Below are 17,444 nucleotides of genomic sequence, written 5' to 3' on the forward strand. Positions count from 1 at the left end.
TTCAATATTCTTAAAAAACAAGTGCTTATTTTTCAAAGTTCATTACCACTTCAGTAATAATCTCAACACACTCATTTAATTGTTCTTCGTTGATGACCAATGGAGGAGCAAAACGGATGATGTTACCATGTGTAGGTTTTGCAAGAAGTCCTTTATCCATTAATGCGTAACAGATTTTTGTAGCAGTCGATGATTCTTCTGTATCGTTAACAATCAAGGCATTCAATAAACCTTTACCTCTAACATTCACCAAAAGATCTGTTTTACCACAAAGTTCTGTCATTTTCTCTCTGAAGATATTACCCAAATGGAAAGCATTTTCCATTAATTTTTCTTCTTCAAGAACGTTCAATGCTTCTACCATAACTGCACAACCAAGTGGGTTACCACCGTAAGTTGAACCGTGCTCACCTGGCTTGAATACATCCATAACTTCAGATGAAGTCAATACCGCAGATACTGGGTAGAAACCACCTGATATCGCTTTACCAAGAATAACCATATCTGGTTTGAACTCGTCGTAATCAGAGGCTAACAACTTACCTGTTCTACCTACACCCGTTTGTACTTCGTCTACCATGAAAAGTACATTGTGCTTTTTACATAGTTCTTGACAAGCCTTTAAATATCCTTCATCAGGAAGATATACACCTGCTTCGCCTTGAATAGGCTCTAACCATAGACCGGCTACGTTAGGGTTTTGAAGTGCTTCTTCTACTGCTGATAAATCATTGTAAGGAATGATATTAAAACCTGGCATATAAGGGCCAAAGTTTGTTGTGGCAACAGGGTCAGTTGATGCTGAAATAATTGTAGTCGTTCTACCGTGGAAGTTCTTCTCTACACCAACAATGATTGCCTCATTTGCTGGAATACCTTTTTTCTCATAACCCCACTTACGCGCCAATTTGATAGCTGTTTCGTTTCCTTCAGCACCTGTGTTCATCAAGATGGCTCTTTCGAATCCAAAAGTATCGCAAAGTTTCTTTTCTGCAATACCTAATTGATCGCTATAAAATGCTCTTGAAGTAAGCGTTAGCTTGGATGCTTGTTCAATCATCACGTTCAAAATACGAGGATGAACGTGTCCTTGGTTTACTGCGGAGTAAGCCGAAAGAAAATCGTAATACCTTTTTCCTTCTACATCCCATACAAATACGCCTTCACCTTTAGAAAGTACAACAGGAAGGGGAGCATAGTTATTCGCACCATACTTCTTCTCCATCTCCATTGCTTCTTGCGAAGTCATAGCCATTACATTTTCCATAGTAAAAGATTGATATTAAATGTTTATATGTTATATGTGTCCTCAAATATGAGAGTAAAGGACTACTTATCCAACAATATATTGAAGAATAATATTATAATTATTCAATATTATTAGAAAAAAATCCCGATGTAAGGGTTACATCAGGATTTTTATAAATGTGTTTTATGTTACTTAATCTTCCCAATTGATATCGTCGTTATCAATAACTTATTTTAATTAAATGGAATCTTTGGATTCCTTTTTTATTATTCACAGATTTATGTTAGCTAAACTTATAATCGAAATTAAGCTAACATGATATTATTAGAATCTCTCAACATCTTAAATGACTCAACAATTACCGAACAAGTAATCAAAGTAGTTAATGATACTATAGTGTATCACATTCATATGGATAACTTAGTTACTTCTGTAGAACCATCATTCTTAGATAAATTCCTTGAGTTTAAATTTTCGGATGTGATTAGTTTAATAGGCTTAAGTCTTACAATTATTTTTTTCGGATGGAATATTAAAAGAACTAATGCTTTAATTAAAGATCAAAGAGAATATGAAAGTAAAAGGTTATCTAACCAAAGAGAATATGAAAAAGATATGTTTGAGTTGGAACAGAAAAAACAATTAAATAACTGGAAACGAGATAAGTTACTAGAACTTTGGGAAAAGAACGTAGAAAAAGATCTGAATGAATTAAAAGGGATTTGTATTAATCTATTTTTGACAAAAGATGATAGGTTCTATATGAAAGGAATAAGTCCAGATGATTTTGAAGAAGTGATGATGACTTTAGCCTTAGAACATAGTAATCATATACTTGAAATTCAAGCTAGGTTAAGCGTTTTCCTAGCTATATTGAATTCCCAAGAAGGCATTGATAAGTTTTGTAAAAGTATTATCTCGAAATTTGATATACTTATAGAAAATGTGGCAAAAACAAAGTAAAGATCATGAAGAATATAATATCAAACTAAACCAAAGTATAAAAGATATGAATAAAGATATGATGTTAGAATTGTCATATATATTAGGAATAGAAACAAAGTTTTGGGATAAGCTAGATATCAAGTATTTGGAAGATCAGACAACAAAAAAATAAAACCATTCTAATATTTTTTTACAGCTTTATATTGACTAAACATAAAATCAAACAAACTAATGATACTATTAGAAATTCTCACAGTCTTAAACGACTCTATCACACAATCTCAACCAATCATTGATACAGTATTCATAACTCAAACAGATACTATAGTCCAAACACAAATCGATACTGTGTATCAAATTAAAGCCTCTATTGATTCTGTAGTACATCACGTTCGTGTTGATAGTATGCCAAAGGCAAAAGATGATTATTCCGGAATCTATCAAATAATAGGATTATCCTTAACTGTAGGTTTATTTGTGGCAAACATTATTGTCAATAACAGAATATTGAAGAGACAAAAGAAAGAGTCATTAGAGAATTGGAAGAGGGATAAATTACTTTCGATGTGGGAAAATGAGGTCTTTGACAAAATAAATAACATAGGTTTTTTAACTCTTGAGTTCCAAAAAATCCATTTAAAAAACTCTTTGAATATAAGTAGTTTTAGTTTGAATGACTATAAAAGTGAAGCGAATAAATTAGAAGGTCAAATCTACAAAGAATTACGTAGTTTGGATAATTTCTATAGGCTATCAAAAACTTTACCAGCAATGGAAAAAATATATGATAAGGTTAAGGAAATGTATCAATTGTCAATTTATAATTACTATCCATTGAAGACGGAGAATAACATTAAACTTTTGAATGAAACAAAAGAAAAAAACAGCAAAAAACTTGAAACAATACAAACCGATTTAGCAAAAAGTATACATGAGTATAAACTATCTTTTTGGAAAAGTTTAGATATAGATTACAAAGAATATGATAATAGAAAACCTAGTAATAATTAGAGTACAGGTAAAATTATTACATATATGCTTTAAAGTATTCTATAACTTAATCTTCCCAATTGATATCGTCATTATCATCTACCGGAACTGATATTCGATATTCATCCAAGAAAATTTTGAATTCTACTCTACGGTTTAATCGTTTTTCTTCTGGAGTTGTTGGGTTCTTAACAATCGGCTGATAATCACCCTTTCCATCTGCAATTACACGATCATTGGTTAACTCACCATAGTTAATAATAAACTCTTTGATAGATTCCGCTCTTTCCTTTGACAACTTTACGTTCGCATCGTGATTGCCATCAGAGTCGGTATGACCTGTCACTATCAATCTATAATTGGTGTGCTTTACCAAAAAGTCAATCACAAGATGCAGGTTATTTTCCATCTCAGGTTTTAGCTTGGCACTCCCTGGATCAAAATCAATGGAAGCAAAAGAAAGTGAACTGTTTACTGAAACTGCAGGGATTTGAACGTGCTTATCTCCATCAACGAAGAAAATTTCTTCGATTTGGAAAAAGTTATCTCCTTCAATCACTAGTAAGTACTTTTTATCATTGATCAATTCAAAATCGAAAGAGCCATCTTCTCTAATTTTTTTAGGAGCCACTTCTACTCTATCCGATAAATCGATAATTGTTACTACACCTTTAAATACTTCCCCTGTTGTGGGTTCTACCACCCTTCCAGAGAAACGTACAGTGTTATTAGGTTTAGCTTCCATGGGTAATGGAAAGGATTGCATATCTAAATTAGGATTACCTTTCACTTTTGATTTTGCATAATACAACTGTTTTGCCTCTGCATCTATGGCAAAATAGTATTCATCACCTGATCCGTTTACTAGTGGTCCAACATTTTTTGGTTCAGAAAACTCACCATCCACAATGAATGATTTATAAATATCAAAACCACCAAAATTGACAATCCCTACGGATGATGAAAAATATAAGATCGGATATTTCACATGTGGATATGGGCTTAACTCACTTCCTCTAGAATTGATAAAAGGTCCAATATTCTTGGCTTTACCCCATTCACCCTTGCTATCTTTTACACTGAAATAAATATCAGAACTACCAAACCCGCCCTTTCTATCCGATGCAAAATAGAGCGTATCCTCTGTCATCGATAGAGAAGGGTGAGAATCCCAAGCATAGGAATTTATTTTTGATCCTAAATTGACCGCTTCATCCCATGTGCCATCCTCATTTTTCTTACTGTAATAGATATCACAATCTCCATACCCCTCAGGAGTCATACATCTAATAAAATAAAGTGTCTTCCCATCTTTACTTAAGAAAGGAGAGCCTTCATTATAATTAGTATTGATGGTTTCTAGAGGTTCTGCCATTCCCCACATATCGTAATCGGTTTTTGTGGAGATGTAAATATTTTCGTTGTGCTTTTTTGGATTGAATTGTTTGTTGAACTCAGAAGTATCACGCTCAGAACGGTTACTTGTAAATAGCAATTGGGATTGATTTTCTCCTCCTAGTGTCATTCCATAATCAGAGAAATCGGAGTTTACTTCAGGCCCCATTTCGATCAAAACATCCTCTGGAGGAGTTAAAGTATCTATTAATGCTCTTTTTTCGACCAATCGATAATAATCATCGATATTAGCATAAAGGGGTTTATCAAATAGTGTTAGATCTTCGTAATGTGCCAAAGCCTTTTTAATATCACCACGGTTATGTCTTAAAAGTAATCGATAGGTTTCCTTAGCCAAAGCTCTATCACCTAAATACTCTGACACATTGGCCAACCTCCACATGAGGTCCATATCTTCCAATCTTAGAAAGTTATTGATGCCAAAGGAAGTTACATATTTGTATAATAACTCACGGTATTCTTCCCATTGTTTATTACGTTCCAAACGGGCAATTTGGGCTAAAAGTGCATTGTTTTGGTAGAGCGGTATTTTATTGATATTCGGAAATTTCAATCCAGGAAGTTTCACTACATTATTCACTTTTGTAGGTTGAAATTCTTGAATGCTAAGTCCACTCCCTTCGTTTTTCTCAGTTTCTTGAACTTTTTTATTCTTCTTCTTTTTTTTCTTTTGCGCGAAAACAGGCGAGGTAAATAAAATAGTCAAGAGTAATATTAGTAAGATCCCTTCTTTTTTGAAGATGTTTCCCATGGTATATGTTTAGTCCCTAATTATTAGTTAATTAAGGAAACTATATTAATCAGATTATGTTATTGTTAAATACGCTGTACACTTATAACGATCAAAAATCATGATCTTATACATGCACCTATATTTTTAATTGGTTAATATTTCACAAAGATTACACCATAATCATGACAACTTTGTCAGCATATATGAAAATATGTCAGTTTTAGATCTTTGGTTGATATATTGCATAGAAATAAACACTTAATTGTGTTGTTGCAGTCTAAGATCAGACAAACTTATATGAGAACGAAAGACACATTGGCCCAAGGCCTTTTATCAAATATAAATAATGACGCTATCATCTCCGTTATTTCAGACGATGTTGATAGTGATTATAATTTGGACGGTATTGAAGAATTGGAAGTACCTATACTTCCACTTCGCAATATGGTTCTTTTCCCTAATGTACTTATTCCTATTACAATTGGTAGAGAAAAATCTAGCAAATTAGTGAATAATGCTTACGACGAGAAAAAGTTTATTGCATGTATTGCTCAGAAAGACGCTTCTGAAGAAGATCCTTCTGCTGAGGATTTACATCAATATGGTACATTAGTGCAGATCGTAAAAATCTTAAAACTTCCTGATGGTAATTCAACAATTATCGCTCAAAGTAGAAAGAAGATTCAATTGAATGAGGTGACTACTGAAGAGCCTTATTTGAAAGGTCGTGTTTCTGTTTTGGAAGAAGATTTTTCGAAAATATCTAAAAACGAAGAATTGGCATTAGAGTCTTCATTGAAAGATGTCGCTTATCAAATTTTAAGTTTGAATAGAGATATCCCACAAGAGGCTTCACATGCTTTAGAAAATATCCGTGAGTTAGAATTTTTGGCCAACTTCATCGCTACAAACATCAATGCTGATGTTAATGAAAAGATGAAAATCCTAAAGGTATCGAATGGTAAAACTAAAGTAGAAAAACTACTGAAGTTGATGCACAAAGAGGTCAACCTTTTGGAGATCAAAAATGAAATTGCTGGTAAGACCAATGTAGATATCGATCAACAACAGAGAGATTACTACTTACGTCAGCAAATGAAAGTGCTTCAGACGGAATTGGGTGTTGATGGTCCTGACGAAGAAATTGCTGTGATGAAAATCAAAGCAGAGAAAAAGAAATGGCCAGAGACTGTTAAAGAACACTTCAATAAAGAATTAGCAAAGCTTCAGCGTTCTAATCCTGCTGCAGCGGATTTTGCTGTTTCTATGAACTATTGTGAGTTCCTTTTGGACCTTCCTTGGGACGAAGTTACTGATGATAAATTCGATTTAAAGAACGCACAAAAAATCTTGGACAAAGACCACCAAGGTTTAGAAAAAGTGAAAGAACGTATTCTTGAATACTTAGCCGTTCTTAAGCTTAAGAAAGATATTAAAGGACCAATCCTTTGCCTTTATGGCCCTCCAGGTGTGGGTAAAACATCATTGGGTCGTTCAATTGCAAAAGCATTGGGTAGAGAATATAACCGTATTTCTTTAGGTGGTTTACATGATGAAACTGAGATTCGTGGCCACAGAAAGACGTATGTAGGTGCAATGCCGGGTAAAATCATTCAGAGTATCAAAAAATCTGGTGTTTCTAACCCTGTGTTTATCCTTGATGAGATTGATAAGATCGGTAACGACTTCAGGGGAGATCCTTCATCGGCTTTCCTAGAAGTGCTTGATCCTGAACAAAACAGTACTTTCGTAGATAACTACCTTGAAGTAGAATACGATTTATCTAAGGTGTTATTTATCGCGACTGCGAACTCTTTAGACACCATCCAACCTGCCTTGAGAGATCGTATGGAGATCATCGAAATTACAGGTTATACTTTCGAGGAAAAAGAAGAAATTGCTAAAAAGCACTTGATTCCTAAGCAAAGATCTGAGCATGGTTTGAAGGCAAAAGATTTCTCTTTCTCTGCTAAAGGCTTGAAGTTCTTAATCGAAAACTATACTCGTGAGTCTGGTGTTCGTGGTTTAGAAAGAACAGTAGGATCTGTCGTTAGAAAAGTAGCTAAATCAATTGCTTTGGAGGAAGAATACCAAAAATCAATTGGTCCAGATCAAATTATCAAATACTTAGGTGCTCCAATTTTTGAGAGAGAAACATATTCTGATAATGATTATGCTGGTGTAGTAACTGGTTTAGCATGGACTCAGGTGGGTGGAGAGATCCTATTCATCGAAAGTTCATTGGCAAAAGGTAAAGGTAGAATCACTCTTTCTGGTCAGTTAGGTGACGTGATGAAGGAATCGGCAACTACTGCCCTATCTTGGTTGAAAGCCAACGCAGATAAGTACGGAATTGATCATCAGATTTTTGAAAACTATGATCTTCACATTCACGTTCCTGCAGGTGCTGTTCCTAAAGATGGACCTTCGGCCGGTATCACTATGTTGACTTCGATGGTATCTATTTTCACTCAAAGAAAAGTGAAAGCGAAGATTGCCATGACAGGTGAGATTACTCTTAGAGGAAAAGTATTACCTGTAGGTGGTATCAAAGAAAAGCTTCTTGCCGCAAAACGTGCCGGAATTAAAGAGATCATTTTCTCAGAAAGAAATCAGAGAGATGTGAAAGATATTCCTGAAAAATATACAGATGGTTTGACTTTACATTTCGTAAAAGATGCTAAAGAAGTTTTAGAAATTGCCTTACTTAAGAAGAAAGTAGAGGATCCAATTAAATTTGATTTACCAAAGAAATAGCAAATTTAATTTCTTAAAATACAAAACACACTTTCGGTTTCAACTGAAGGTGTGTTTTTTCATAAAAGACAATATCAATTAAAATATTATTCGTTTAGGATTATAGATTTTTGTTAATCGGATAATTTTATTTGTTTTGTATCAATATTTGATATGATTTTCTTTCGAGGCTTTCATATTTATACCAAGTATTTTACACACATCACAAAAGTAACCAAATAGATATGAATCCTAAATATGCTGCTATCACTGCGGTAGCTGGATGGGTTCCTGAACACAAATTGACTAATAAAGACCTCGAAAAGATGGTTGATACTAGCGATGAGTGGATCACTACGCGTACAGGAATCAAAGAAAGACGTATCTTAAAAGACGAAACTAAAGGAACTTCAGTATTAGCAATAAATGCTGTAAAGGCCTTACTAAGCAAAGCTAACATAAACGGTGAAGAAGTAGACCTTATTATTTGTGCTACCTCAACACCTGATATGGGCTTTATCTCAACAGCAAATTTAGTCGGTGAAGCTATCGGTACTAGAGCCATGTCTTTTGACGTTTCTGCTGCCTGCTCCGGTTTTATTTATGCTTTAGAAATGGGATCAAATTTTATCAAGTCTGGCAACTACAAAAAAGTAGTGATTGTTGGAGCTGATAAAATGTCATCAGTGATAGATTATAAAGACAGAAACTCTTGTATCCTTTTTGGTGATGGCGCTGCTGCAGTACTTCTAGAACCGGATGAGGAATATGGCGTTGTCGATTCTTTGATGTACTCCGATGGATCTGGTAAAGAACTTCTTAATGTAAAAAGAGGATCCGCTTTCCCTTATTCAGAAGAGCAAGTTATGGGAGAACACCATTACTTCCATCAAGATGGAAAATCTGTATTTAAACATGCCGTGACGAACATGTCTTCTGCTGCTGCAAAAATTATGGAGCAGAACGATTTAACTGCCGACGATGTCGCTTATTTGGTACCTCACCAAGCCAACCTTAGAATTATTGATGCCACTGCAAAACGCATGGGTGTAGGTAGTGAAAAGGTTTGTATTAACATCGAAAAATATGGTAATACAACAGGAGCAACCATTCCATTATGTTTGTGGGACTTCGAAAAAGATTTCAAAAAAGGTGATAACATCATCTTAGCCGCTTTCGGTGGTGGATTCACGTGGGGATCTGTCTACTTGAAGTGGGCATACGATGCAAAATAATTGAGCATCAAATTTAAAGAAGGCGATTCGAGAGAGTCGCCTTTTTTATTACCCTGAAACAAAAGTATCCCACAATCCGTAATCTATTCAGCTTTAGAATCAATAATGAATTTTAATCCATGAAGTTTTATTTAAACTAAAGCATTAGAAAATAAACTTTTTTCGATGTTTTGATTAGCTTTGCAGATTACTAGAAAAAAATTATATCACATATAAAAAATGGAAAATAAAGTAAGAGTACGTTTTGCACCAAGTCCTACCGGACCACTTCATATTGGTGGAGTGAGAACTGCATTATTTAATTACCTATTTGCCAAACACAACGGTGGCGATTTTCTTGTTCGTATTGAGGACACAGATCAGACTCGTTTTGTTGAAGGCGCTGAGGAATATATTAAGCAGAGTTTGGAATGGGCGGGCATCGTAGCTGATGAGGCTCCTTGGAAACCAGGGGAATGTGGTCCTTACAGACAATCTGAGCGTAAGGAGATTTACAGAGAATATGCCGAAAAATTAGTCCAGAACGACCTTGCTTATTATGCATTTGATACTCCAGAGGAATTAGAGGAAATGCGTGAGCGCTTGAAACAAGCCCGCGTAAACACACCTCAATACAATGCGATGACAAGAATGCAGATGACCAACTCTTTGACGCTTTCTGCTGAGGAAGTGAAACAAAGAATTGATAATGGTGATCCGTATGTTATCCGTTTAAAAGTTCCTAGAAAAGAGGAAATCAGATTAAACGATATGGTTAGAGGATGGGTTATGGTTCATTCTCATACTATTGATGATAAAATTTTGATGAAGTCGGACGGCATGCCAACTTACCACCTTGCTAACGTTGTTGATGACCACTTAATGGGCATTACTCACGTAATTAGAGGTGAAGAGTGGTTACCTTCTGCCCCACTTCACGTACTTTTATATAAATATTTAGGTTGGGAAGAAACAATGCCTCGTTTCGCTCACTTGCCATTATTATTGAAGCCTGACGGTAACGGTAAATTAAGTAAGAGAGATGGAGATAAAATGGGCTTTGCTGTATTCCCACTAGAGTGGAAAGATCCTGCAACAGGCGATATCTCTAGAGGTTTCAAACAAGACGGTTACTTAAATGATGCTTTCATTAACTTCTTGGCTTTCTTAGGTTGGAACCCAGGTGATGAGAGAGAATTCTTCACTATGGAAGAATTGATCGAAGAGTTTACTATGGAAAGGGTCACTAAAGCAGGTACTAAATTCGACATCGATAAGGCTAAATGGTTTAACCAACAATACCTTAAAGAAAAAGCGGATGAAGAATTAGCACAATACTTATTGGAAGACATGAAAGCTGACGGTGTAGAATCTACTCCTGAGAAAGCTGCTCAAGTGGCCAATCAGTTAAAAGAGCGTGTGACTTTCCCTCACGAAATCTGGAGAGATGGTCGTTTCTTCTACGAAGTACCTTCTGAATACGACAAGAAGACGGTAAAGAAAAAATGGAAACCTGAAGGGGTAACTGTTTTAGAAGATTACGCAGCAACCATCGAAGGATTAGACGAGTTTACTGCTGATATTGCTAAAGATACATTCACTGCAGTATTGGAGAAACACGAAATCAATTTAGGTAAAGTGATGCCTGCATTGAGAGTAGCGATCTCTGGTAAAGGTGGTGGTCCTGACTTAATGATTATGCAAGAAGTTCTTGGTGCTAAAGAAGTAGCGAACAGAATTAGAATTGCCATTGAGGAGATCAGCAAATTAAAAGAGAATAATTAAGCATTTACATATTGTGAGTAGTTGCTTTTCAATATCAATGTATTGGGAAGTAACTATTGCAGCCTAAAATTTCATTGGAACAATGGAAGAAAACAAAAGCGAAAAAAGAATGGACTTTATTCGTGAGAAAATCAACGAAGAGTTAAAGTCTGACAAAAACGGAGGCAAACTATTATTCCGCTTCCCTCCTGAGCCAAATGGATATTTGCATATTGGTCATGCAAAGTCAATCTGTTTAAATTTCGGTTTATCACAGGAATTCGAAGGTGCAGGTACTAACCTACGCTTCGATGATACTAACCCTGCCAAAGAAGATCAGGAATATGTAGATGCTATTAAAGAAGATATTCAATGGTTAGGTTTCAACTGGGAAGGTGAACCAAAATTTACTTCTGATTATTTCGATCAATTGTACGCATGGGCAGTTCAACTTATTAAGGAGGGCAAAGCGTATGTGGATGATCAAAAAGCAGATGTTATTGCTTCTCAAAAAGGAACTCCAACTACTCCTGGTACTGATTCTCCATTTAGAAATAGATCGGTGGAAGAAAACTTGGAATTGTTCGAAGGGATGAAGGAAGGAAAATTCGAAGAAGGTTCTCGCGTTTTGAGAGCTAAGATCGATATGGCCAATCCTAACATGCACCTACGTGATCCATTCTTGTACAGAATCATCAAGAAGTCTCACCATAGAACAGGCGACAAATGGTGCATTTACCCAATGTACGACTGGGCTCACGGTCAGTCAGATTACATCGAGGGCATCACTAACTCACTTTGTACCACTGAATTTGAAGTACACAGACCACTTTACAACTGGTTCTTGGATCAATTAACAGAAGAAGGTAAAGTTCGACCAGAACAAACTGAATTCTCTAGATTGAACCTGAATTATACAGTAATGTCTAAGAGAAAACTTCTTCAATTAGTAGAAGAAGGTGTAGTGAACGGATGGGATGATCCACGTATGCCTACAATTTCAGGTTTAAGAAGAAGAGGTTACACTCCTGCTTCTATCAGAAACTTTGCAGAAACAGTAGGTATCACTAAGCGTGATAACGTGATTGATGTATCTCTCCTTGAGTTTGCTGTTCGTGAAGACTTGAACAAAACTGCACCAAGAGTAATGGCTGTTCTTGATCCTATCAAATTAGTAATTGATAACTATGAGGAAGGTAAAACAGAATGGTTAGAAGCGGAAAACAACCCTGAAGACGAGAACTCTGGTTCACGTCAGGTTCCTTTCTCTAAAGAGTTATATATCGAAAGAGAAGACTTTAAAGAGTCAGCCAACCGTAAGTTCTTCCGTTTGACAATTGGTAAAGAAGTTCGCCTTAAGAATGCTTACATCATCAAAGGTGAGAGCTGTGTAAAAGATGCTGAGGGTAATATTACAGAAATTCACTGTACTTACGACCCACTTTCTAAATCAGGTTCTGGAACTGAAGAATCACAACGTAAAGTGAAAGGTACTTTACACTGGGTATCTGCTGAACATGCAGTAGATGCTAAAGTGAACCTTTACGATCGTTTGTTCTCTGATGAAGCTCCTGATGCACGTAAAGATCCGGAAACAAAAGAGCCAATTGATTTCAAGACGTTCTTAAACCCTGAATCATTACAAGTGATCGAAGGATGTAAAGTAGAACCTTCTTTAAAAGAAAATAAAGCAGGTGATAACTTCCAATTCCAAAGATTGGGCTACTTTATTTTAGATCAGGAATCTACTCCAGACAATTTGATCTTTAACAAGACAGTTGGTTTAAGAGATTCTTGGGCAAAGAAAAAATAATAAAAAAATCCCTCTAAGAGGGATTATAAATATTATACAGAAGAGGCACTATTATTAGTGTCTCTTTTTTTCTCTATAAAAAAGTCTTTTGATATAGTAAAAGTAAATTTAGCTCCTCCCATATCGGAATTCGTGGCATAAATATCTCCTTTCAGATATTGAACAATCTTTTTACAATTCGATAAACCCAAACCGCTACCCGCATACACATCTGCATTATGCAATTTCACAAAAGGCTCAAAGATTTTATCAAAGCTTTTTTCGTGAATTCCTATGCCATTGTCCTCACATGTGAATTCCCAAAAATCACCTTTTTCGAAACCGGATATTTTTATTTCTAATGATTTGGTTTTGTCTCTAAACTTAATGGCATTTCCTATTAAGTTTAGAAAAATTCTATAAAGCCCAAAATAATAGGTCATTACTTTAGTAGGCGAGATATTTATTTCAATATTCACTTTTGATTCATCTATCTCTGTCTTTAAATCTTCTTTGACGTTATCAAATACTTTATTGAGATCCACTTCTTCTAGTACACCTAGTTCTTTGGATTTACCATAGTCTAATACATCAATCACTAAATTATTTAATCGCTGAACTGCTTTATTAATCACCTCAATTTCTGGCCCATTTAAATCCCCTTTAGAAATGCTAAAATCAATCAACTGAGCTACATTATTGATAGGTGACTTAATATCATGAGATGCAGAATAAACAAAATCTTCAATTTCTTGATTCTTTTTCTGAAGTTCATTTTTAGTGTTCTGTAATTCAACGATATCAGTAATATCAACAAATGAACCTATTATAGATTCTAGTTCACCTTTATCATCATATTCAAAATTAGAATCACGAGACCTCAGCCATTTATACCCTTCAGATTTTGATTTAAAACGATAATCCACAACGAAAGATTCTTTGGAGGTAGCATCAATTAATTTCTGCCAGTGATTCATCACTTTTTCACGATCGTCCGGATGAATATGATTAATGAACTTCCTACCGGACATATTTTTAAATTCTTCATTTTTGAAACCTAAAATATCTTGACACCTTTCATTGCTGTACAAGTTTTTAGATTTTCTTACATTAAAAATATAGATTCCTGCAAGATTATTCTTGCTAATTTTTTCGACGAATTTACTTTTATGTGCTAAAGCTGCTTTATTATAATAATCATCACTAATATTTCTTGTAATAAGGTTGTAACGAAAGACTTTATTATCTTTTATTACGGGAGTTACAGTTGTATCAAAATACATTTTCCCTAATGGGGAATCAAAATCAACCACATACCTTGTGCCTTCCTTTGTTTTCCTCACTAATTTTAATGCTTCCTTTACAATTTTCATGGATGCTTCGTTGGGAAGATAGTTTAGAATACTTGTTCCAATAACCTCTTCTTTTACAAGACCAGGTGCAACATGATTAATGTATAAAATATCTAAATTCTCGTCTAATTGGAATAAATGATCGATGTTATGCTCAATGAGAGATAAGTACATCTCCATCTTCATCATTTCCTCATTCTTAAAAGGATTTAAATGATTGGTAGGAATAAATGTGTACTTAAAATACTCTTTCTCAAAAATAGATTTGGTAATTAATACCTCCACATTTTTTCCATTACCATTAATAATTGTGATCGTTTGATTATCCTTTATGGTAATTTCTTTTTGATTGTTTTGAGCATCAACTAGAAAATTAGGTATTAGGGTTTTAAGTTCATCCCCTAAAATGCTTGATGAATAATTGAATTCCTGATAAAATGACTGATTACAAAAAGTTATAGCTGATTTTTTATCAGTAAGAAGAGTAGATTCTAAGAAATTGTTTAATATATTGAATTCCACAGTTAATTGTTAAATACATTTGAGTAGTCACAGTAAACTAGTAAAATAATTGTAAAATTCCAATTTTAATTCACTGATCTATAGACCATAAAAGACTGAAATCTCTCCCCAACCAAACAGATTTCTATTTTTAAAACTATCATTCTCCACTACTCTATAGTACCTAAACATGCATCTTTTGATATTGAAATTAAATCCATACACCCAGTTCATTATTAAAGGCTGAATTTCATGACTTTTTAAAACATAAGGACTTGATTCAAATTGTATTAGGGATCCTTGTGCAGTACCATCATAGGCTAGACCTCCAATATGAAATTCTGTAAAGAAATAGATTTGTTTTACCTCATTCAAGCTAGGTAAAAGACGATCAAATGTATTCCCTAACTTTCTTTTGCTAATTAACTTTTTCCTTGCCTTACTCATATTCTCACTAGTTTTTAAATAAGGGGGGGTCTTTTGCCTTACGCCCTCTTTTGAGTAATAGGTGTCGTTAAATTTACCGAATTTAAATTTCACTCCTGTAAGTGCATAGTTATAGATGGTACCAACATGTATTTTTGCAAAAGCACTTGTTTCATATAGATTACCCACAAAAGGAAGCATTTTATGAACTGTCACATCATAATCAAGAATTAAACCATTACCAATTTGGTTATGCCATCCCTCAAAATCCTTATTTTCTAAAAATAAACTATGCATAAAATTTTGAGTTTCCCCTCCAAAAGCAGCAGGTCCTTGAACTCCAAAATATAGATTTGATTCCACTCTTAAAGTTTTCCAATAATTAGAGGTCACCTTTTTATAAGTAGCATATAATAGCCCTGCATAAGGTCGATCTGTAGAGTCTACTTCTGTTTTTGTAGCATCTTCTGGAGTATGCATATCCTGACCAATTCCTAAACTGAATTCTTTCTGTGTTGCATTTTTAAGTCCAACCAAAAGTTTGTCCATCAGTTTATTATTAAAATGATGACTCGACCAAGTTAGATGTATTCCGTTGGTGAAGTTTCTATCGGATTGCATCCAATATTGATAAAAATCGTTTTGGGATGAAATAGAAATAAATTCACTTTGATCTTTATGAAGAGAGTCGACTTGAGCAGATACCTGTTGGTAAAAACAGACGCTCAAGACAAAAACAAAAACTAAACGCATTCTTTTTTGATGATCAATGTCACTTTAATTAATACTTATTAGTTTCTCCTTAACAAGCATTACACATAATTTATTATCAATTTAGCAAATACCTACGTAATTTGTATTATCACTGTTGAATACAAAAACAACTATCATTATGGAAGATAAAGATTCGAGGACGGTGGTTGATTCATTATTATCAAAAATTAATGACAATATTGAATCAAGCAAAGAGTTAGAAAATAGTATCAAAAAGGTGACAAGAAAAAAGGAACTTCTTGAAACTAAGCTTACTGCATTAAGGCTTTTGATACAGAGACACCACGCCCAGAAATAAATTTTAAATAATTCACAAACAAAAATTAAACTATTACATTATTCCCTGAATAAGAACTAAATTAGTTGAAATTTTTTCAGCTTATGATACAAATAATAATTATGTTGTTGGTCCCACTTATGCTAATTCTCGGGACTAAGAAATTTCCACTATTAGAGAAGATTGGTACGGTTATCATTGCTTATGCTATAGGAATCCTTTGGGGAAATAGCGGATTACCACTTCACGAAAACAATTCAAAAACATTAATAGAAGTTGCTGTTCCATTATCTATTGGATTAATCTTAATTTCATCAAATATTTTATTGTGGCTGAAAGAAGCTAGAACTACTATATTATCCTTTATATTTTGTACCCTTGGGATCACCTCGGGAGCAATAATAGCCTTTTTTCTTTTTCAAAATCAGATTGATGACACCCATATTATTTCTGGGATGTCTATTGGTTTATATACCGGAGGTACACCCAATATGTCAGCCATCGGGGTAGCCTTAAAAGCCGATGAAGATAGCTTTATCCTAATGAATACGGCAGACATGCTGCTTGGTGGTATTTGGATGCTTTATCTAATAAGCATTGCTAAAAAAATATTCGGGAAATTTTTACCCTCATTTTCTTCAGATCAGTTAAAAAGTAATCAGATAGCAAATAATGTAGCTTATACTCATCCTAAACTTTTAAGTATTCTAAAAGCATTAGGTGTGGTGGTCTTGAACCTTGGCGTTTGTGTAGGTATTTCCATACTTCTTTTCGATAAAATGGATGAGATCTTCATTATACTTGGGGTAACAACATTATGTCTATTAGCATCAAATATTAGAAGCATAAGAACTATTGAAGGGAGCTATATAGTAGGTGAATATTTTATTTTACTGTTTTGTTTAGGTTTAGGTAGTTTATCTAATTTCAATCAACTTATCGAAAGTGGAGGGAGTTTCTTGGCTTTTACATTTACAGTAATGAGTATTGGTATAACAATACACTTTATTCTCTCTAAACTTTTCAAAATAGATACAGATACCTTTCTAGTAACATCGACTGCTTGCTTGTATGGACCTGCTTTTGTGGGACCAATTGCAAAAGCCTTAAAAAATAAACATGTTGTTGTTTCAGGAATGACAGCGGGCGCTTTAGGGTACGCTATTGCGAACTACTGGGGAATTTTTATTGCAGAGATACTTAAGAACTTATTTTAGCTCTTTAGCTTTACATATTTTATCAAATTAATGATGGCTACAAATTTAGGTTTGTGGC

General features: G+C 34.4%; 13 protein-coding genes. 9 read left to right on the forward strand and 4 right to left on the reverse strand.

Features of this window, described 5'->3' with window-relative positions; translation table 11 throughout:
* Positions 1-25: 25 nt before the first annotated feature.
* Complete coding sequence (gene rocD, locus KMW28_RS14015; RefSeq protein WP_244994462.1) at positions 26-1,267, reverse strand: ornithine--oxo-acid transaminase; 1,242 nt, start codon at positions 1,265-1,267, stop codon at positions 26-28.
* A 297-nt stretch (positions 1,268-1,564) separates the two neighbouring features.
* On the opposite strand from rocD, the gene KMW28_RS14020 reads away from it, so the two are divergent.
* From KMW28_RS14020 to KMW28_RS14030, 3 genes are read left to right on the forward strand one after another with little or no spacing between them, the layout of a single operon-like run.
* A complete protein-coding gene (locus tag KMW28_RS14020) occupies positions 1,565-2,212 on the forward strand; it encodes a hypothetical protein (RefSeq protein WP_169665105.1) in 648 nt (215 codons plus the stop codon).
* Complete coding sequence (locus tag KMW28_RS14025) at positions 2,193-2,366, forward strand: hypothetical protein (protein ID WP_169665106.1); 174 nt, start codon at positions 2,193-2,195, stop codon at positions 2,364-2,366. Before KMW28_RS14020 ends, KMW28_RS14025 begins: the two co-directional genes overlap by 20 nt.
* Before the next feature lie 59 nt (positions 2,367-2,425).
* Positions 2,426-3,205, forward strand: a complete 780-nt coding sequence (locus KMW28_RS14030) for a hypothetical protein (protein WP_169665107.1) — start codon at positions 2,426-2,428, stop codon at positions 3,203-3,205.
* 46 nt (positions 3,206-3,251) lie between these two features.
* Here the strand turns inward: KMW28_RS14030 and KMW28_RS14035 are convergent, their stop codons facing one another.
* Entirely contained in the window at positions 3,252-5,351 is a 2,100-nt protein-coding gene (locus tag KMW28_RS14035) for an OmpA family protein (protein ID WP_169665108.1), read from the reverse strand.
* Between the two features lie 279 nt (positions 5,352-5,630).
* Between KMW28_RS14035 and lon the strand changes: the two genes are divergently transcribed.
* From lon to KMW28_RS14055, 4 genes are all read left to right on the forward strand, one after another.
* The gene (gene lon, locus KMW28_RS14040; protein ID WP_169665109.1) at positions 5,631-8,090 is read left to right on the forward strand and encodes an endopeptidase La; all 2,460 of its coding nucleotides are present in this window, start codon (positions 5,631-5,633) and stop codon (positions 8,088-8,090) included.
* A 224-nt stretch (positions 8,091-8,314) separates the two neighbouring features.
* Positions 8,315-9,304 (forward strand): beta-ketoacyl-ACP synthase III, encoded by a 990-nt coding sequence (locus KMW28_RS14045; RefSeq protein WP_169665110.1) that lies wholly within the window; start codon positions 8,315-8,317, stop codon positions 9,302-9,304.
* 219 nt (positions 9,305-9,523) lie between these two features.
* Positions 9,524-11,068: a glutamate--tRNA ligase gene (gene gltX, locus KMW28_RS14050; protein ID WP_169665111.1), complete on the forward strand. Its 1,545-nt coding sequence runs from the start codon at positions 9,524-9,526 to the stop codon at positions 11,066-11,068.
* Positions 11,069-11,150: 82 nt separating this feature from the next.
* Complete coding sequence (locus KMW28_RS14055; protein WP_169665112.1) at positions 11,151-12,860, forward strand: glutamine--tRNA ligase/YqeY domain fusion protein; 1,710 nt, start codon at positions 11,151-11,153, stop codon at positions 12,858-12,860.
* 32 nt (positions 12,861-12,892) lie between these two features.
* Here the strand turns inward: KMW28_RS14055 and KMW28_RS14060 are convergent, their stop codons facing one another.
* Both KMW28_RS14060 and KMW28_RS14065 read right to left on the reverse strand, forming a co-directional pair.
* Entirely contained in the window at positions 12,893-14,713 is a 1,821-nt protein-coding gene (locus KMW28_RS14060; protein WP_169665113.1) for an ATP-binding protein, read from the reverse strand.
* A 78-nt stretch (positions 14,714-14,791) separates the two neighbouring features.
* A complete protein-coding gene (locus tag KMW28_RS14065) occupies positions 14,792-15,871 on the reverse strand; it encodes a lipid A-modifier LpxR family protein (RefSeq protein WP_169665114.1) in 1,080 nt (359 codons plus the stop codon).
* 139 nt (positions 15,872-16,010) lie between these two features.
* On the opposite strand from KMW28_RS14065, the gene KMW28_RS14070 reads away from it, so the two are divergent.
* Together KMW28_RS14070 and KMW28_RS14075 are read left to right on the forward strand one after the other, a co-directional pair.
* Complete coding sequence (locus KMW28_RS14070; RefSeq protein ID WP_066205692.1) at positions 16,011-16,190, forward strand: hypothetical protein; 180 nt, start codon at positions 16,011-16,013, stop codon at positions 16,188-16,190.
* An 83-nt stretch (positions 16,191-16,273) separates the two neighbouring features.
* Positions 16,274-17,386 carry a DUF819 family protein gene (locus KMW28_RS14075; RefSeq protein WP_215585750.1) on the forward strand — a complete coding sequence of 371 codons (1,113 nt, stop codon included), beginning with the start codon at positions 16,274-16,276 and terminating at the stop codon, positions 17,384-17,386.
* Positions 17,387-17,444: the final 58 nt, after the last annotated feature.

It is taken from the genome of Flammeovirga yaeyamensis (genome assembly GCF_018736045.1).
Classification (GTDB): Bacteria; Bacteroidota; Bacteroidia; order Cytophagales; family Flammeovirgaceae; genus Flammeovirga; species Flammeovirga yaeyamensis.